This window comes from Streptomyces capparidis (assembly GCF_054782095.1).
This window is the reverse complement of record NZ_BAAGTD010000050.1, coordinates 52,678-70,828: the sequence shown is the minus strand read 5'-3', so window position 1 is coordinate 70,828 and position 18,151 is coordinate 52,678. Positions and strand designations below refer to the sequence as shown.

The following is an 18,151-nucleotide window of genomic DNA, read 5'->3' as shown; positions in this document are numbered from 1 at the left end:
GGCCCGGCCGCACCCCCGCGACCCCCGCGCGCCGCGGCGGGCGGCCTCGACGAGCCCGCGCGGTCCGCGCGCCCCGGCCGCGCACCACCGGAACGATCTCCTCGGGACAAACTCCTCGGGACGTCTCAACTCCCCCTCACCTGCGGCGTTTTCCCTCCGCCGCCCATGCTCCGTTCGAACAAGCGGGCTATGCTGCGTCCCATCGGGCCACCTCACCAGGCGCGGCCCATGAAAGGGGCAAGCGCTTTCCCATGGCTGACGACGAGTTCGACTTCGGGACCGATCTCGAGGTGCACAAGCCGCACCCGGCGCGGATCTACGACTACTGGCTGGGCGGCAAGGACAACTACGCCCCCGACCGGGAGGCCGCCGAGCACGCCATCAAGGTCTCCCCCGACATCCCCGCCGCCGCCAGGGAGAACCGGGCGTTCCTGCGGCGCGCGGTCACCATGTGCGCCGCGGAGGGCATCCGCCAGTTCGTCGACATCGGCGCGGGCCTGCCCACGCAGGGCAATGTGCACGAGATCGCGCAGGGCGCCGCGCCCGGCTCCCGCGTGGTGTACGTCGACAACGACCCGATCGTGCTCGCCCACGGCCGCGCCCTGCTGGCGGAGAACCGCACCACCACGGTGATCACCGCCGACATGCGCGAGCCGGAGAAGCTGCTCGCCCACCCCGAGCTGCTGGACTTCGTCGACTACCGGGAGCCGGTGGCGGTGCTGCTGGTCGCGGTGCTGCACTTCCTTGACGACGAGCACGCGGCGCGGGCGGTCGCGGCCGTACGGGACCGCATCGCCCCGGGCAGCTTCCTGGTGCTCTCGCACAGCACCCACGAGGGATACCCGGAGAAGGCGGACGAGATCATCAAGACCTGGAAGAACACCAACTCGGGGATCACCGCGCGCGGCCGGGCCGCGGTGCGGGAGTTCTTCGACGGGTTCGAGCTGCTGGAACCCGGTGTGGTGCACGTGCCGGAGTGGCGGCCCGAGCAGCCGCTGGGCGACTACACCAGGTGGATGTACGCGGGAGTGGGCCGCAAACCGGGCCGCTGACCCGGCCGCGCGCCGGCCGGGCGCTCAGCGCCGCCGCCCGGCCGTCTCCCTGCGCCGGCGCGCCTTCAGCGCCCTGCGCTCGTCCTCGGTGGTGCCGCCCCACACACCCACGTCCTGACCACTGGCCAGGGCCCATTCCAGGCACTGCTCGCGGACGGGGCAGCGGTGGCACACCCGCTTGGCCGCCTCGGCCTGCAACAGCGCGGGGCCGGAGGAGCCTATGGGGAAGAACAGGTCGGGGTCCTCGTCCCGGCAGATCGCCCGGTGACGCCAGTCCATGGGGGGTACTCCGTTTCCGTGCCGCTCGGGGCACTTTCGAGGGTTTCCACGCTGCCCGGGGGGCGTCTCGGCCGCCGCACGGCCGGCCCGGAGGATCCCGGTTCAGCTTGCCGCTCGGCTGCGCCTACCCGGAGATCCCCGGGCGATTCCGCCGGAACGCGACCCGATTTCCGCCGCCCGTCAACCGCGGCCCGTCCGCCGCCTGCGGTGGACCCTGGCCTCCCAGGGCCGCAGCACCAGCGCGTCGCCGGGCCCGTCCGCGGGCTCCGGCGGGACGTTGGACAGGAGGAGTTCGGCGCGCGCCCACTCGGCGGCGTCGGGCAGGTCCACCGGCGCGTCCTCGCCGCCGAAGTTGCCGAGCACCAGCAGCTCCACGTCCTCGTGGCGGCGCAGGAAGGCGTAGACGCGCTCGTCGTCGGGGAGCAGCATCGTGAAGTCGCCGTGGACGACGGCCGGTTCGGTGTGCCGCAGCTCGATCAGGCGGCGGTAGTGGTGGTAGACGGACGCCGGGTCGGCGCTCGCCGCGGCGGCGTTGATCCAGCGGTGGTTGGGGTTGACCGGGATCCAGGGCGTCCCCGCGGTGAAGCCCGCGTGCGGCGAGTCGTCCCACTGCATGGGGGTGCGGGCGTTGTCCCGGCCCATGGCGCGCAGCCCGGCCAGCACCTGCTCGGGGGGCGTGCCCGCGGCGACGGCCTGCGCGTAGTGGTTGAGGGACTCGATGTCGCGGAAGTCGTCGACGGAGGCGAACGGGGCGTTGGTCATGCCCAGTTCCTCCCCCTGGTAGATGTACGGGGTGCCGCGGTGCAGGTGCAGCACGGTGCCGAGCATGGCGGCGGAGCGCTCCCGGTACGCGCCGTCGTCGCCGAAGCGGGACACCACCCGGGGCTGGTCGTGGTTGTTCCAGTAGAGGCTGTTCCAGCCGGTGTCGTTCAGCCCGTCCTGCCAGCGGCCCAGCGACTCCTTCAGCGCGGTGAGCCGCAGCGGGCGCACGTCCCACTTGCCGTCACCGTGGTCGAGGCCGACGTGCTCGAACTGGAAGACCATGTCGAGCTCGGCCCGCTCCGGGTCGGTGAACAGGCGGGCCTGCTCCACGGTCACCCCGGGCATCTCCCCCACGGTCAGCAGCCGTTCGGCCCGTCCGGCGAACACCTCGCGGTGCATCTCCCGGAGGAACTCGTGGATGCGCGGCCCGCAGGTGTAGTACGCCGACCCGTCGCCGTACGGGTCCGCGCCGCGCACCGGGCCGTCGGGCAGCGCCGGGTCCTTGGAGACCAGGTTGATCACGTCCATGCGGAAGCCGTCCACGCCGCGGTCCAGCCACCACCGCATCATCGCGTACACGGCCTGCCTGACCTCGGGGTTCTCCCAGTTCAGGTCGGGCTGCTTGCGGGAGAACAGGTGCAGGTAGTACTCGCCGCTCGCCGGGTCGAACTCCCAGGCGGGGCCGGAGAAGAACGAGCCCCAGTTGTTGGGCTCCGCGCCGGGCGTGCCCGGCTCGCGGCCGGGGCGCGGCGGGCGCCACCAGTACCAGTCGCGCTTGGGGCTGTCCGGCCCGGAGCGCGACTCGGTGAACCAGGGGTGCTCGTCGGAGGTGTGGTTCACCACCAGGTCCATGATCAGCCGCATGCCGCGGGCGTGCGCCGCGGCGAGCAGTTCGTCGAAGTCCGCGAGGGTGCCGAACAGCGGGTCGATGTCCTGGTAGTCGCTGATGTCGTAGCCGTTGTCGTCGTGCGGCGAGCGGTACACCGGGGACAGCCACAGCACGTCCACCCCCAGGTCGGCGAGGTGGTCGAGCCGGCTGGTGATGCCGCGCAGGTCGCCGATCCCGTCGCCGTCGGCGTCGGCGAAGCTGCGCGGATAGATCTGGTAGACGACCGCCGACTTCCACCACGGCGCGCTGTCGGACACGGCTCCCCCTCGCTGCTGGCTGCTCCACACACGGACCTCCAGCATGGCCGACGCCCGCTCCGCGCCCTGCCGCGGGGGCGGCTTCCGCCGGGAGGCGGGACCGCCTTAAGCTAGCACTGCTAATGAACCGGCGACCCGCACGGAGTCAGGAGCGCGACCAGTGGCCTCCCAGGACGGCTTCCCCCTCGACTTCTACCTCGACGGCGCGTGGCGGCCCGCGTCCGGCGGCGAGGTCATCGAGGTGACCAGCCCCGTGGACGAGCAGGTGATCGGCGCCGTCCCCGCGGGCACGGAACAGGACGTGGACGCCGCGGTCCGCGCCGCCCGGCGCGCCCTGCCCTCCTGGGCGGCGACCGATCCCGCGGAGCGGGCCGGCCGTCTGGCCCGGATCGGGGACGGGCTCGCCGCGCGCGCCGAGGAGATCGCCGAGCTGGTCGTGGCCGAGCTCGGCTGCCCGGTGACGTTCGCGCGGAAGGTGCAGGCGGCCCTGCCGATCGCGGTGACCTCCTCCTGTGTCGAGTTGCTCGGCTCCCACGCGTTCGAGGAGCGGGTCGGCAACTCGCGGGTGCTGCACGAACCGGTCGGCGTCGTCGGCGCGATCACCCCGTGGAACTACCCGCTGCACCAGGTCGTCGCGAAGGTGGTGCCCGCCCTGGCGGCCGGGTGCACGGTGGTGCTCAAGCCCGCCGAGTACACCCCGCTGGTGGCGCGGCTGTTCGCACGGGTGGTGCACGAAGCGGGCGTGCCGCCGGGGGTGTTCAACCTGGTGACGGGCACCGGGCAGGCGGCGGGCGCCGCGCTCGCCGCGCACCCCGGGGTGGACCTGGTGTCGTTCACCGGCTCCACCGCCGTCGGCCGCGCCGTGGGCGCCGCCGCGGGCCGGGGGCTCAAGCGGGTCGCGCTCGAACTCGGCGGCAAGTCCGCCAACGTGCTCCTGCCCGACGCCGACCTGCCGCGCGCCGTGGCCGCGGGCGTGGCCAACGCGTTCGCCAACGCCGGGCAGACGTGCAGCGCCTGGACCAGGATGCTGGTGCACGCCGACGCGTACGACGAGGCGGTCGACCTGGCGGTGGCCGCCGCGGCGAAGTACCTGCCGGGCGACCCCGCCGACCCGGCGACCCGCCTCGGGCCCCTGGTGTCCGCCCGGCAACTGGAGCGGGTGCGCGGCTACATCGCCCGGGGCACCGAGGAGGGCGCCCGCCTGGTGGCCGGGGGCGCCGAACCGCCGGAGGGCCGCTCCCGCGGGCACTGGATCAGGGCGACCGTGTTCGCCGACGTCGCCCCGGAGTCGACGATCGCCCAGGAGGAGATCTTCGGGCCGGTCCTGTCGATCCTGCGCTACCGGGACGAGGAGGAGGCGCTGGCCGTGGCCAACGGCACCCCGTACGGGCTGTCCGGCGCGGTGTGGTCGGCCGACGAGGAGCGGGCCGTGGCGTTCGCCCGCCGCATGGCCACCGGGCAGGTGGACATCAACGGAGGCAGGTTCAACCCGCTGGCCCCGTTCGGGGGCTGGAAGGACTCGGGGATCGGCCGCGAACTGGGGCGGCACGGCCTGGCCGAGTACCTCCAGACCAAGTCCCTCCAGTTCTGAGGCCGCAGCCCCTGCCGGGACGGCCGCTCCGGGAGCCGACGGCCCCACGGACGGCCGTACCCAAAGACCGGACAGCCGTACCCGCAGACGGCTGTCCCCGCAGACAGCCGTTCCAACACAGACACCCTCGTCCGGGGAGGCGAACAGCCGTGGTCCGCGCCGTCGTGGTGCCCGCCGTCGGGGCGGAGCCCGAACTCACCGAGATCGACCTGCCGCAGCCCGGCCCCGGCCAGGTGCGGGTGCGCCTGGCCGCCGCCGGGGTGTGCCACTCCGACCTGTCCCTGGGCAACGGCACGCTGCGCCAGCCGTTCCCCGCCGTCCTCGGCCACGAGGGCGCGGGCACGGTGACGGCGGTCGGCGAGGACGTGGCGGAACTGCGCCCCGGCGACCCGGTGCTGCTCAACTGGAACCCGTCGTGCGGCGCGTGCCACTTCTGCGGGATCGGCGAGCCGTTCCTGTGCGCCCGCTCGGGCGAGGGCGCGGCCGTGCCGTACGCCGCGCTGCGCGACGGCACCCCGCTGTACGCGGGCCTGGGCACGGCGGCGTTCGCGGAGGAGACCGTGGTGTCGCGGCGGGCCGTGCTGCCGCTGCCCGCGGACCTGCCGCCGGTCACCGCCGCGCTGCTGGGCTGCGCCGTGATGACCGCGTACGGCGCGGTGCACCACGCGGCCCGGGTGCGGCCCGGCGAGTCGGTGGCCGTGTACGGGCTCGGCGGGGTGGGCCTGGCCGTGGTGCAGGCGGCGCGGCTGGCCGGGGCCGACCCGGTGGTCGCGGTGGACCTGGCCCCGGAGAAGGAGGAGCTCGCCCGCGCTCAGGGCGCCACGCACTTCCTGGTCTCCGCGGAGGGCACCCCGAAGGAGATCAGGAAGCTGACCGGCCACGGCGCCGACCACGCCTTCGAGTGCGTGGGCAGCGCCCGCACCATCCGCGCCGCCTGGTCCGCCACCCGCCGCGGCGGGCGCACCACCGTGCTCGGCATCGGCCGCGGGGACGACCAGGTGGCGTTCTCCGCCCTGGAGCTGTTCCACCAGGCCCGCACCCTGACGGCGAGCATGTTCGGCGACAGCGTTCCGCGGCGGGACCTGCCGGTGCTGGCCGACCTTGTGCGCTCCGGCCGCCTGGACCTGGACGCCCTGGTCACCGACCGCGTCGGCCTGGACGGCGTCCCCGCCGCCTTCGCCCGCATGACGGCGGGCCGGGGCGGGCGGACGCTGGTGCTGTTCGACCGGGCCGCGTCCCACTGAGCCGGCTTCCCGACCGCGTGGCCGACGGCGCCTCGCCCGGCTGCCCGGTCGGGGGCCCGAAAACGTTTCGCCGTGGTCGCCTCGTCCGGTACGGTCGGAGATCGTTTTCGCTGCTGGGAGTCCGTGGAGTTCATGGAGTCCGTGGAGTCCGTGTGTGGCCTCCCGGCGGCCTCCAGGTCGAGAGTGGGTTTCGTTATGGCATGTCGGATCAGTGAGCTCGTGCTCGGTTGCCGTGACCCCGAGGCGCTGGCGCGGTTCTGGTGCGAGGTCCTGGACTTCGTCGTGCTCGGGCGCGAGGACGACGGATCGATGGAGATCGGGCCGCGCGAAGGGTTCGGTGGTGCGCAGCCGACGCTGTTCCTCAGTCGCCGGGACGAGCCGGAGAAGGGGAAGTCCCGGCTGCACATCGACGTCAACGCCACCGACCGCGACCAGGACGCCGAACTCGAACGCCTGCTGGCGCTCGGCGCGCGCCCTGCCGACATCGGCCAGACGGGGGACGAGCAGTGGCATGTCCTGGCCGACCCCGAGGGCAATGAGTTCTGCCTGCTCAAGGCCCGCCTCAACCCGCTCTGACGCCGCGGGTCGGCGCGCTCCGGCGGGACGTTCCCGGACCGCCGCGGTTCCCCGCGGGCGGCGCGTGCGCCGTCCCGGCGGCGGGAGCGAGCCGGGCGGCGGACAGGGCCCGAAGGCGCTGTCCCCGACCGCGACCGCCGGGCGGCGCGGCGACTCGCCCCGGTTCGGGGCCGTCCCGAGCCACGGGGCCTAGCTGTCGGCGGGCAGCGGCTCCAAGGGGCCGACGACCTGCTCGTAGCGGATCGCGAGGCCGTCCACCAGGGCGGCGAGGCCCACCTCGAAGGCGCCCTCGTCCACCTCCTGCTGATGCTCCGCCAGCAGGTGGGCGCGGGCCAGGTGCGGGTACTCCTCGCGGTAGAGGCCGGCGTCGTCGACGAAGCCGCGGGCGAAGGAGCCCAGCGCCGAGCCGGCCACGAAGTAGCGCATCATCGCGCCGATGCGGGTGGCGTGCGCGGGCGGCCAGCCCGCCGCCACCAGGCCGCCGAACACCGCGTCGGCCAGCCGCAGCGAGGCGGGCCTGCGGCCGGGACCCTGGGCGAGGAACGGCACGATGTTGGGGTGGGCCGCCAGCGCGGCGCGGTAGGAGCGGCCCCAGCGGCGCAGCGCCACCCGCCAGTCGCAGGTGCCGAACATCGACACGTCCACCCGCGCGATCACGGTGTCGGCGACCGCGTCCAGGATCTCGTCCTTGCCCGCGAAGTGGTTGTACAGCGACGGGCCGCTGACCCCGAGCTCGGCGGCGAGGCGGCGGGTGGACAGGGCGGGCAGGCCCTCGGCGTCGATCAGCGCCAGGGCGGCCCCGACGATGCGCTCGCGGCTCAGCAGCGGTTGGCGGGGCCTCGCCATGGGTGGGGATCCTCCACTGTCGGGGGCGGTTGTCGGGGGCGGTCGGCGGGTCGGGGCGGCGGTGGTCGGGTGGCCGTCAGGGGGCATTCTTCCACCGGGGGATCGGCCGGACGTGGGCTGGCCCACCGAAACTAGCGGTGGTAGTTTCCAGCCTCGGGGCACGCCTCCCCGCCCCGCCGCCACGCGCCGAGGAGCAGCGATGGACCTGGAGCTGTCCGACGAGCAGAAAGCCGTGCGGAAGCTGGCCGCCGAGTTCACCGACCGCGAGATCGCGCCGCACGCCGCCGCCTGGGACCGCGCGGAGTCGGTGGACCGCTCGATCATCCGGCGGCTCGGCGACCTGGGGTTCCTCGGGCTGACCGTCCCGGAGGAGTACGGCGGCTCCGGAGGGGACCACCTGGCGTACTGCCTGGTGCTCGAGGAGCTGGGCCGGGGTGACTCCTCGGTGCGCGGCATCGTGTCGGTCTCGCTCGGCCTGGTCGCCAAGTCGGTGGCCGCGTACGGCACCGAGGAGCAGAAGCGGCGCTGGCTGCCCGGCCTCACCTCGGGCCGGACGCTGGGCTGCTTCGCGCTGACCGAGCCCGGCACCGGCTCCGACGCCGCGAACCTGGCCACCCGGGCCGGGCGGGACGGCGGGGACTGGGTGCTGGACGGCGAGAAGACGTTCATCACCAACGGCACCTGGGCGGACGTGGCCCTGGTGTTCGCCCGCACCGGCGGCCCCGGCCACCGCGGAGTCACCGCCTTCCTGGTCCCCGCCGACTCCCCCGGGCTGACCCGCACCGAGATCCACGGCAAGCTCGGGCTGCGCGGCCAGGCCACGGCCTCCCTCGCCTTCGACGGGGTGCGGGTGCCGGACGCGGCGCGGCTCGGCGAGGAGGGGCGCGGCTTCTCCGTGGCGATGGCGGCGCTGGCCAAGGGCAGGATGTCGGTGGCTGCCGGGTGCGTCGGCATCGCCCAGGGCTGCCTGGACGCGGCCGTGGCGTACGCCGGGCAGCGCACCCAGTTCGGCAGACCCGTCGCCGGGCACCAACTGGTGCAGGAGCTGCTCGCCGACATCGCCGTGGACACCGACGCCGCGCGGCTGCTGGTGTGGCGGGTGGCCGACCTGATCGACCGGGGGCTGCCGTTCGCCACCGAGTCCTCCACCGCCAAGCTGTTCGCCAGCGAGGCGGCCGTCCGGGCGGCGAACAACGCGTTGCAGGTGTTCGGCGGCTACGGCTACATCGACGAGTACCCGGTCGGGAAGTACCTGCGGGACGCTCGGGTGACGACCCTGTACGAGGGGACGAGCCAGATCCACAAACTGCTCATCGGCCGCGCCCTGACCGGGGTGAACGCCTTCACCTGAGGGGCGGGGGCCGGGCCCCGCCCCGCTCGTCGCCCGCCGCCGGGGCGGCGGGCGACGAGTGGGGCCCCGGCCTCCGGCACCGCCTGCACGGACGCACCCGGAGCGGGAAGCCCGGGCGTCGGCGACCCGGGGCCCCGAAGCCCCACGACCTGAGGCCCCCAACCCTCAGGGCCCCAGCCCGAAGGATCACCCGTAGATCGTCGCCTGCCGTGAGGTCTGGCGGATGCCGTTCGTCCCGTTGAAGATCCGCTGCCCCCAGGAGGTCAGCGCCGAGGCGTTGAAGTTGGTGACCATGTCCAGGTACTCCACGCCCCCGCCGTTGCCGCTCCAGGACCAGCCGAGGTAGCCGATGCCGAGCGACTGGGCGGTGGCGAGGATGGCGTTCTCGTCGGGGTTGCCGTCGGAGTGGTTGTGGCCGAACTCGCCGACGACCAGCGGCAGCCCGGCGGAGCGGAACCGGTTGAGGTAGTCGCTCACCTCGCCCGCGGTGTCGAACACCCCGTACATGTGGACGGAGAACACGGTGTTGCGCTGCGGGTCGGCGGCGAAGACCCGCGAGGCGTTGTCCCGCATGGTGAACGACCAGTCCTGGCCCCAGTTGGGCGCGTCCACCATCAGCATGTGCTGGAAGCCGTTGTTGCGCAGCTTCTGCACGGCCGCGATGGTGTCGTTGGTCCACGCGGCGTGGTTGTTGTTGCCGTAGGGCTCATTGCCGATGTTGACGACGACGTAGTTCTCCTGGCCGGTCAGCGCGCTCTTGACGCTGATCCAGTAGTCGGCCGCGCGGGACAGGCTCACCGCGCCGCTCTGCTCGCCGTAACCGGTGGTGTCGTGCACCTCCAGCACGCAGATCAGCCGGTTCGCCTTGCACTGGGAGACGACGTTGGCCACGTCGGCGGCGCTGTTCCTGGTCCACCGGTCCCCGGAGCTGAGGACCACGCGGACGGTGTTGGCGCCGAGCGCCTTGATGCCGCGCAGCGCGCCCGGCGTCTGCGAGGTGTACCAGGTGTGGGCGTGGTTGACGCCCCGCATGACGAAGGCGCTGCCGTTGGCCTCGACCAGGCGGCCTCCGTTGACCCTCAGGCCCTGGGCCGCCTGCGCGGGCGAGGCGGTGGCGGCGAGCAGGGGCAGCAGCAGGCCGATCAGGGCCACCGCGACGGTGGCCAGGCGTTTTCTCATGACGGGAACTCCGTTGGAGTGCGAACCGGTGGGGGGACGGAACGCCGGGGGCGCTCCGCGGGTGGCGCGGGGCTCAGCGTAGGAGCGCGTTCACCCGAGGACAACACTCCGAACAGAACCGGTTAAGCCCTCCGTTCCGCCCGTGGACAGCGCACCCGCGCGGAACTCGGCGCCCCCGGTGTGGCGCGCTGAACCGGTTGGGCGTGCGTGCCCGCCGGTTTGCCCGGGCCGTTGGCGGGCAGGCGCGGCACGCGACCCGGTACCGCACGCACCTCCCCGCGGCCGGGCCCCCGCCACGGAAGGGAGTCCCGCATGGCGCAGCCGTCGCCCGTCCACGCGTCCTACTGGATGACCACCGTCCCGGGCACCGGCCACCCGCCGCTGGACACCGACATCGAGGTGGACGTGGCGGTCGTCGGCGGCGGCATCGCCGGGCTGTGCGCCGCGTGGGAGCTCGCCCGCGCCGGGCGGAGCGTGGCCGTGCTGGAGGCGGACCGGATCGCGGCCGGGGTGACCGGCCACACCACCGCCAAGCTGTCCGCGCTGCACACCCTGCGCTATGCGCCGTTGCGCGACCAGCGGGGCCCCGAGGCGGCCCGGCTGTACGCGCGCTCCCAGTCGGAGGCGGTGCGGCAGGTGGCCGAGGTCGCCGCCGAGCTGGGCGCCGACTGCGACTTCGAGACCGTCCCCGCGTACACCTACGCCGAGACGGAGGACACCGCAGCCCGGGCGGAGGCGGAGGCCGAGGCGGCGCGGGAGGCCGGGCTGCCCGCGACGTTCGTCACCGACACCGAGCTGCCTTTCCCGGTGGCGGGAGCGGTGCGCGTGGCGGACCAGGCCCAGTTCCACCCGCGCAAGTACCTGCTCGCGCTCGCCGCCGACCTGACCGCCCGGGGCGGCCGCGTCTTCGAGCACACCCGGGTGACCGGGCTGCACGACGGCGAGCCGTGCCGGGTCACCACCGGGGACGGCGCCCGCGTCACCGCCCGCGACGTGGTCGTGGCCACCCACTACCCGGTGTTCGACCGGGCGCTGCTGTTCGCCCGGCTGGAGCCCCGCCGCGAACTCGTCGTGGCGGGACCCGTCCCCGCCGACCGGGCGCCCACCGGCATGTACCTCACCCCGGACCACGGCACCCGCTCGGTGCGCACCGCGCCCCTCCCCGACGGGCAGCGCCTGCTCATCGTCACCGGCGAGCACCTGCTGCCGGGCGGGGCGAGCACCGAGGAGCGGTTCACCCGGCTGACCGCGTGGACCCGCGAGCACTTCCCCGGGTTCTCGCCCACCCACCGGTGGGCCGCGCAGGACAACGACACCACCGACGGCGTCCCGTTCGTCGGCCCGTTCCACCCCGGCTCCCGGCACGTGTACGTGGCCACCGGCTTCGGCGGCTGGGGCATGAGCAACGGGGTGATGGCGGGCGCGCTGCTCGCCGCCCACATCACCGGCCGGGACCTGCCGCCGTGGGCGGGCCTGTACGACCCGAGGCGGTTCGGTCCGCTGCGTGAGGCGCCGACGCTGCTGAAGGTGCAGGCCACGGTCGCGCGGCACTTCGTCGGCGACCGCCTGCGCGCCCCGTCCGGGGAGGCGGTGGCCCGGATCGCCCCCGGCGGCGGCGCGGTCGTCCGCGTGGACGGGCGGCACTGCGCGGTCCACCGGGACGAGTCGGGGAAGCTGCACGCCGTCTCGGCGCGCTGCACCCACCTGGGCTGTCTGGTCCGCTTCAACGACGCGGAGCGCACCTGGGACTGCCCCTGCCACGGCTCGCGGTTCGACGTGACGGGGGAGGTGCTCCAGGGCCCCGCGGTACGGCCCCTGGAGCGCCGGGAGCCGCCGCGGGAGTGACCCGGCGCCGAGCCGCTCAGCCGTCCGGGGAGCGCCGCTCCTCCTCGGCGATGCGGGCGTTCCACTCCGCCTTGGACGCCTGCCAGCCGTCCTCGTTCACATCGCGCCGCCAGTAGCCGGACACGGAGAGCTGCTCCGGCGCCGCCTTGAGGTCCACCCGCAGCCACCGCCGCAGCTCCTTGACGAAGTGCGCCTCGCCGTGCACGAAGGCGTGCACCCGGGCCTCCGGCAGGGCCGCCGCCCGCACCGCCTCGACCAGAGCCTCCCCGACCGGCCTGGCGCCGCGGTGCACCCAGGTGACCTCGGCGTCGGCGGGGGTGTCCAGCTTCAGCTCGTCCTCGGGGCCCGCGACCTCGACGAGGATCCGTGCGGGGGCGCCGTGCGGCAGTCGCTCGGCCGACGCGGCGATGGCGGGCAGCGCGCTCTCGTCGCCGACCAGCAGGTGCCAGTCGGCGGCCGGGTCGGGGGCGTAGCCGCCGCCGGGGCCGAGGAACGCCATCTCGTCGCCCGGCCGGGCCGCCGCGGCCCACGGCCCGGCCAGTCCCTCGTCGCCGTGGTGCACGAAGTCGACGGTCAGCTCCAGCGCCCGGGGGTCGTAGGAGCGCACGGTGTAGGTGCGGGTGCGCGGCCACTGCTCGCGCGGCAGGTCCCGGCGCACGGCCTCCATGTCCAGGGGGCTGGGCAGGTCGACGCCCGGCCGCGGGAACAGGATCTTGATGTAGTGGTCGGTGTACTGCCCGACCGGGAGCCCGGCCAGGTCGGGGCCGCCGGCGACGACCCGGATCAGGTGCGGCGTGAGCCGCTCGGTGCGCAGCACGCGCGCCGTGCGCACCTGCCTCTTCCTGCTCTGCGGCTGATCGGTCACGATCACTCTCTCCGTCGGATTCGGTTAGGCAAGCCTAACCAGACCGCGGAGGAAACGCCCAGCCCCGCCGGGCCGGGGCGCGGAACGGCCCGCTCAGCGGGGGGTGAACGCGGCCGGGAACCACTCCCGGAACGGGCCCATGGCGTCGGAGGTGTCCCGGCCGAACGGCGCGTCGAACTCCCACACCAGGAAGAGCAGGAACGCGATCAGGGCGCTGAACAGGCCCGCCAGGACCAGCTCCCGGGTGGAGTGCTGGATCTGGAGGGTGAAGATCAGGCCGACCACCACAGCCGCCCCGCCGAACAGGCCGAACCACACCACTCCCGGCATGGTCGGCGCCGCTGACTGCCCCCGGGCCGCCCGGGCGTCATCGGCCATGGCCAACTGCTCGACCATCGGCTGGTAGAACCGCTCCTCGTGCGCGGTGCGCGGCTCGTAGGCGACGAGTTCGCTGCGCACCGCGCCGAGCAGGGCGGCGCCCTTCGCGGTCAGCTCGCCGCTGTCCACCATGTGCGGCCACTCGTCCTCGTGCAGATGGCGCACATAGGCGTCGACGCGCTGCTGGATGCGCTCCCGCACCGGCGCGGGGAACGCCTCCGCCCGCGCGCTCACCTCGTGCAGGGCGTGCGCCTCGGCCCGAGCGGTGTCCTGCGCGGCGCCGCGGGCCTCCCACACCCCGGCTATGGCCAGACCCAGCACGATGGCGTATCCCACGCCGATCATCATGGTCATGTACTCCATGACGTCCGGGGTCTCCGAGGGGTCGACGTCGTCCCCTTCCCTGCGGTGCTTGAGCACCGCGGTGACCAGGACGACCCCACACGTGGCCGTCAGCACCAAGGCAAGGGCCAGCCATTCGGACACGGGCACCTCTCAGACAGGCGGTCGCGGACCGCCGGGCGGCGGCCGGCACGGGAGCGGCGGCCGGGCGGGCGGCGGCGGACACGGGGACGGGGCGGTCAGGAGTGGGACGGGGAACGGGAACGGGAGCGGGAACGCGAGCGCAGCGCGGCGGCGGCGAACACGGCGGGGAGGGTGACGAGGAGGACCGTGGCCACCATCGGGATGTCGCTGCCGGACGCGGGCGGCGCGGCCGAGGGCCGGAAGGCCCGCGGCGGGCGGACCGGCGGCGACGAGGTGGACGAGGCGGTCGGGGAGGCGGCGCTCTCCTCGGGGGCGGGGCCGGGCCCCGGTGGGGGCGCGCTCCCCGCGCCCGGCGCGGAGGGGCCGGCCGGCGGCGCGGCGGCCTGCTCGTCGTCGGGCGGGACGGGCGAGGCGGGACCGGGCGGCGGGGTGGAGGGCGAGGGCTCCGGCGCGGGCGGCGTGGGCGGCTCGGGCGCGGGAGTGGTGGGCGGTGGGGGCCGGGGGGCCGGCGGCGGCGTCGCGGGCGGCGTGGGCGGGGGTGTGGGGGTCGGCTCCGGTGGCGGCGGCGGGGGCGGTTCCGGAGCGGGCGGCGGTTCCGGGGCGGGCGGCCGCTCGCAGCCGCACAGCGACAGGGAGAGCCCGAGCAGGGGCGTGCGCACCACGACGCGCAGGGGGCAGCGCTCCCCGGGCGCGAGGCCGACCGCCGCCTCCACGGAGGAGTGCGCCGGAGGGTGCCCGCCTCCCTCCTGGCCGGCCGCGTGCGCGACTCCCCCGCCGGCCCAGCCCAGCCCGAGGACCGCGAGGCCCACTCCCCACACCTGCGCGCGACGTAACGGCCGATTGGATGCAGTCACGCGCCCGATGGTGCGCCACAATCCCCGGATCGGGTGAAGAAAAACGGCAAGATTCCCCCGTAAGAGTCAACTTCGGTCGGGACAGGCCCGCGGATGTGCACCATGCGGCGGGGCGCCGGGGCGTCCGGGAGCGGCGGAACGGCGGGGGCGTCCCCTTCCCGGCGACCGGACCCGCCCGCCGGGAAGGGGCCGCCCCCGCCGAGGGCTCCGGGCGGCGCCCGGGCAGCCCGGGGTGCCGCGCCCGCCGCGGCGTGTCCGGCGCGCGAGCGGGGCACAGCGCGACGTCCGGCGGCGCCGCCCGGCTCACCGGGTCGCTCACGCGCGCCTCATCCCGGCGGGTGCGGGCGTTCGAGCACCGTGACTCCCCCGCCGCCGGGCTCCGGAAGCCGCCGGGAGGCGCGGGGAATCAGGTCCGTTTTCCTTCCGTCGGTGTCCGAGAAACCCGGCAGGAATGCGTTTTCTTTTCCCGGCGCGGGACAACGCGACCGAATCCCCCTTCCCGGTTCCGCGGGCGCGGGGAACTCGGGCGTCCGATCGGCGGACAGCCCCGGGCGCGGCCCGCGCGGTGATCCGCCGCACACCCGCCGGCCGAAGCCGCCGACCCCACTCGCCGCCCCACTCACCGCCCACCGTCTCCGGTTGTGCGCGACACCGCGGCTCGGGGCCGCCGAAGTGCCCTTCCGAATCCCAGGTGTTCCGCCCGCATTGACGGGAGCACACCGGTGGCCAACTCCCCCGCGCGGCAAGAAGATCGCCTTCCCGGCGCGTTCCCGACCCCTCGGTCAAATTGGTCTGGACAACCCGATATGAGGACCCATCAGAGTTAAGACGATGTTTCCGAACTCTTGACATCCGTTACGGCTCGCCGCTGAGATGAGTGCCCGCTCGGCCCCGGCGAACGACCACCGCCGGTGTGCCGCGACAGGAACAGGAGCTCATGACAATGCGGGGTGGCGCGAAGCCCGTGCGGAGACGATCCTTCCTGGCTGCCGCGGCGGCGACGGTGAGCACCGTCGCCCTCGGCGGCTGCGGCGGCGGCGAGAGCGGCGGCTCGAAAAAGAAAACGCTCAGCGTCTTCAGTTGGTGGTCGGGCGGCGGCGAGGAAGCCGGCCTGCGCAAACTCGTCGAGGTCTTCAGGAAGGAAAACCCGAACATCACCTTCCGCAACGAGGCCGTGGCGGGCGGCGCCGGGGAGCGGGCCAAGAAGGAACTCGCCACCCGCATGCGGAACGGCAATCCCCCGGACACTTTCCAGGGGCACGCCGGGGCCGAGCTCAACGACTACATCGACGCCGGGCAGTTGGAGGACCTCTCCTTCATCTACGACGACACCGAGATCTGGCGCCCGGCCTTTCCCTACACGCTGCTCGACCTCCTCCAGCGCAACGGGAAGACCTACTCCATTCCGGTCAACATCCACCGCGCCAACCTGCTGTGGCACAACGCCTCCGTGCTCGACGACGCGGGGATCGCCGAACCGCCGAAGTCCTTCGACGACTTCTTCGACGCGCTGGAGCGGGTCAAGGCCGCGGGCAGGACTCCTCTGGTCATGGGCGAGCCGTGGACCTACACCCACCTGCTGGAGACCGTCCTGCTCGGCACGCTCGGCGACGCGGAGTACTCCGACCTGTGGGGCACCGCGGGCAACTGGGGCGGCTCCGCCATGACCAAGGCGCTGAAACGGTACGCCGACCTGCTCGAGTACACCGACGGGACGCACGACACCCGCTCCTGGCAGCAGTCGGCGAAGCTGGTCGCCGACGGGGACGCCGGGTTCATCGTGATGGGCGACTGGATCGACTCCTACTTCACGGGCGAGTTGGACCTGCGGCCCCGCAAGCACTACGGCTGGTCCGCCACGCCCGGCACCGGCCGCATGTACCAGTTCCTCTCCGACTCCTTCACCCTGCCGGTGGGCGCCGAGAACCGGGACGCCGCCATCGCGTGGCTGAAGACCTGCGGCAGCCAGGCCGGGCAGGACGCGTTCAACCCGAGCAAGGGCTCCATACCGGCGCGGATAGACGCCGACAAGAGCCTGTACGGGCCCTACCTCCAGTGGGCCATCGACCAGTGGGCGGACAACGACACCATCGTCGGCTCCCTCACCCACGGCGTGGTCGCGGACACCCGCTGGACGACCGCCATCACCGAGGTGCTGGCCGACTTCCGCTCGGGCGGCAGCGTGGACCGGCTCCAGGAGGAACTGGGGAACGCGGCCGTCGACAACGCGTGACCCTCCGACACCGGGGCGCGGCCGGGCGCCGAGGCGCGACGCCGCGACCGGACCGCGGCGCGCGGCCGGGCCGCGCCCCGGACGCGCGCCGCGCCCCGTCGGCACGGCGCGGTCCATCGGCACGGCGCAGTCCGGCTCCGGAACCCACCGCGGCAACCCCTGCATCCCGCTCCCGCCCTCAGCCGCTCCCGCCCTCAGCCCACCGGCCCGCGCGGGCCGCCGGAGCGCTCGACTCCGACTCGGGTCCGGCGGCCGGACCGCGACGGATCACCTGCGGGCCGCCCCGCGGGGCGGGCGACCCGCGCACGGCCGCCCCGGGCCGGCTCGACGGTCCCGCCGGCCGAGTGATCATCGACTCCCTTGCGCGGCACGGTCGTTGACGTGCGGGAAGGCGATTTCCGTACCTTGCCAGTGAGTGCTGGCGGGGTTACGTTCGGCTGACCGGGCACCCGCCCGGCCGGGCCGCCCCCGACCCCCTCCACGGGGAGGAGTTCCGCTCGACCGGCGCGGCCGCTAGACACGGCGGACACAAAAACACCGCGGATCTTGTCGCCGCAGGAACAATTCACGGCTCCCGGGCACGAGGCTGCCCTTTTTCATTTCCGTGCCCGGTCCCCGCCCTCCCCGGCCCCTTCCCGTCCGCGCTTTCGCCTGTTGTTTCCCCGGTATAAACAGCGCCCAAGAAATCTTCACATCACCTCTTGCGATCGCTCCGCCGGGTCCACCATCATCACTACCACTCGGTAGCTTATGTACGGCGCAGCGGCGCCTGTTCGACGCGCCCTCCGCCGTGCCGATTTCGGAGCGAGAGGACGTGAATTCATGAAGGACGCGCAGGGCAGACAGGTCGTGGGACGGGTCAGATGGCGGCGTTTCGCCGTGCTGTCCATCCCCGGCTTCGCTGCCACGGGAGCACTGGCCATCGCTCTCGCCCACGGCGCGATCGCGGCCTCCTTCGCGGTCTCCGGCCAGCAGTTCAAGGTCTCGGTGGACAAGCTGGAAGGCAAGGGGTTCACCCAGTACGGCGGGATCGACACCAACGTGCGCGAGGACCTCCTGCCGGTGATGGTGACCACGATGAAGGAGGCCGACCTCCACAATCTGTGCCAGTCGGTGGTCACCACACTGCCGATCGTCGGCGACATCTCGCTCAAGCTCTCCGCGGGCGGCGGCGGCAAGCCGGTCGAGGCCAAGGACCTGTTCATCGATGCCACCCAGATGTCCGGCACCCCGGAGTTCAAGAACATCGAGATCGGCCGGGACGCCTCCACCCTCGACAAGGGCCCGGACGGCTCCCAGGGCATGCAGGACATGTTCTCCCAGCAGGCGGACGAGATCCACATGACGAATGTGCGCCAGGTCGCCTGGGCCACGAACGCCGGCTCCTTCAAACTCACCGGCCTCGACATGAAGATCCACAAGGGCAAGAAGGAATGCTTCTGAGCGCGTCCGCCGGGAGGCCGA

The 18,151-nt window shown here is 73.9% G+C and carries 15 protein-coding genes; 8 read left to right on the top strand and 7 right to left on the bottom strand.

What is annotated here, in order from left to right:
- Positions 1–251: 251 nt before the first annotated feature.
- Positions 252–1,052, top strand: coding sequence for an SAM-dependent methyltransferase (locus ACYVO2_RS30600; RefSeq protein WP_461011304.1), 801 nt, complete (start codon positions 252–254; stop codon positions 1,050–1,052).
- A gap of 24 nt (positions 1,053–1,076) precedes the next feature.
- Here the strand turns inward: ACYVO2_RS30600 and ACYVO2_RS30595 are convergent, their stop codons facing one another.
- On the bottom strand, positions 1,077–1,331 hold the full coding sequence (locus ACYVO2_RS30595; RefSeq protein WP_461011303.1) for a WhiB family transcriptional regulator: 255 nt from the start codon (positions 1,329–1,331) through the stop codon (positions 1,077–1,079).
- A gap of 180 nt (positions 1,332–1,511) precedes the next feature.
- Positions 1,512–3,284: a glycoside hydrolase family 13 protein gene (locus tag ACYVO2_RS30590; RefSeq protein WP_461011302.1), complete on the bottom strand. Its 1,773-nt coding sequence runs from the start codon at positions 3,282–3,284 to the stop codon at positions 1,512–1,514.
- Positions 3,285–3,399: 115 nt separating this feature from the next.
- Between ACYVO2_RS30590 and ACYVO2_RS30585 the strand changes: the two genes are divergently transcribed.
- The 3 genes from ACYVO2_RS30585 to ACYVO2_RS30575 all read left to right on the top strand — a co-directional run bounded on the left by ACYVO2_RS30585 (position 3,400) and on the right by ACYVO2_RS30575 (position 6,650).
- Positions 3,400–4,830 carry an aldehyde dehydrogenase family protein gene (locus ACYVO2_RS30585; RefSeq protein WP_461011301.1) on the top strand — a complete coding sequence of 477 codons (1,431 nt, stop codon included), beginning with the start codon at positions 3,400–3,402 and terminating at the stop codon, positions 4,828–4,830.
- Positions 4,831–4,979: 149 nt separating this feature from the next.
- A complete protein-coding gene (locus tag ACYVO2_RS30580) occupies positions 4,980–6,074 on the top strand; it encodes a Zn-dependent alcohol dehydrogenase (RefSeq protein ID WP_461011300.1) in 1,095 nt (364 codons plus the stop codon).
- Between the two features lie 195 nt (positions 6,075–6,269).
- On the top strand, positions 6,270–6,650 hold the full coding sequence (locus ACYVO2_RS30575; protein WP_461011299.1) for a VOC family protein: 381 nt from the start codon (positions 6,270–6,272) through the stop codon (positions 6,648–6,650).
- A 189-nt stretch (positions 6,651–6,839) separates the two neighbouring features.
- Here the strand turns inward: ACYVO2_RS30575 and ACYVO2_RS30570 are convergent, their stop codons facing one another.
- The gene (locus ACYVO2_RS30570) at positions 6,840–7,496 is read right to left on the bottom strand and encodes a TetR/AcrR family transcriptional regulator (RefSeq protein ID WP_461011298.1); all 657 of its coding nucleotides are present in this window, start codon (positions 7,494–7,496) and stop codon (positions 6,840–6,842) included.
- Between the two features lie 199 nt (positions 7,497–7,695).
- On the opposite strand from ACYVO2_RS30570, the gene ACYVO2_RS30565 reads away from it, so the two are divergent.
- Positions 7,696–8,847 carry an acyl-CoA dehydrogenase family protein gene (locus ACYVO2_RS30565; RefSeq protein ID WP_461011297.1) on the top strand — a complete coding sequence of 384 codons (1,152 nt, stop codon included), beginning with the start codon at positions 7,696–7,698 and terminating at the stop codon, positions 8,845–8,847.
- Between the two features lie 186 nt (positions 8,848–9,033).
- On the opposite strand, the gene ACYVO2_RS30560 is transcribed toward ACYVO2_RS30565, so the two are convergent.
- Complete coding sequence (locus ACYVO2_RS30560) at positions 9,034–10,026, bottom strand: glycoside hydrolase family 5 protein (RefSeq protein ID WP_461011296.1); 993 nt, start codon at positions 10,024–10,026, stop codon at positions 9,034–9,036.
- 312 nt (positions 10,027–10,338) lie between these two features.
- On the opposite strand from ACYVO2_RS30560, the gene ACYVO2_RS30555 reads away from it, so the two are divergent.
- Positions 10,339–11,871: an FAD-dependent oxidoreductase gene (locus tag ACYVO2_RS30555; protein ID WP_461011295.1), complete on the top strand. Its 1,533-nt coding sequence runs from the start codon at positions 10,339–10,341 to the stop codon at positions 11,869–11,871.
- A 16-nt stretch (positions 11,872–11,887) separates the two neighbouring features.
- Here the strand turns inward: ACYVO2_RS30555 and ACYVO2_RS30550 are convergent, their stop codons facing one another.
- The 3 genes from ACYVO2_RS30550 to ACYVO2_RS30540 form a co-directional block, all read right to left on the bottom strand.
- On the bottom strand, positions 11,888–12,736 hold the full coding sequence (locus tag ACYVO2_RS30550; protein ID WP_461011294.1) for a siderophore-interacting protein: 849 nt from the start codon (positions 12,734–12,736) through the stop codon (positions 11,888–11,890).
- A 93-nt stretch (positions 12,737–12,829) separates the two neighbouring features.
- Positions 12,830–13,600: a bestrophin-like domain gene (locus tag ACYVO2_RS30545; protein WP_461011293.1), complete on the bottom strand. Its 771-nt coding sequence runs from the start codon at positions 13,598–13,600 to the stop codon at positions 12,830–12,832.
- A gap of 95 nt (positions 13,601–13,695) precedes the next feature.
- The gene (locus ACYVO2_RS30540) at positions 13,696–14,454 is read right to left on the bottom strand and encodes a hypothetical protein (RefSeq protein ID WP_461011292.1); all 759 of its coding nucleotides are present in this window, start codon (positions 14,452–14,454) and stop codon (positions 13,696–13,698) included.
- 964 nt (positions 14,455–15,418) lie between these two features.
- Between ACYVO2_RS30540 and ACYVO2_RS30535 the strand changes: the two genes are divergently transcribed.
- Positions 15,419–16,687, top strand: coding sequence for an ABC transporter substrate-binding protein (locus ACYVO2_RS30535; protein ID WP_461011291.1), 1,269 nt, complete (start codon positions 15,419–15,421; stop codon positions 16,685–16,687).
- Between the two features lie 822 nt (positions 16,688–17,509).
- A complete protein-coding gene (locus ACYVO2_RS30530) occupies positions 17,510–18,130 on the top strand; it encodes a DUF6230 family protein (RefSeq protein ID WP_461011290.1) in 621 nt (206 codons plus the stop codon).
- Positions 18,131–18,151: the final 21 nt, after the last annotated feature.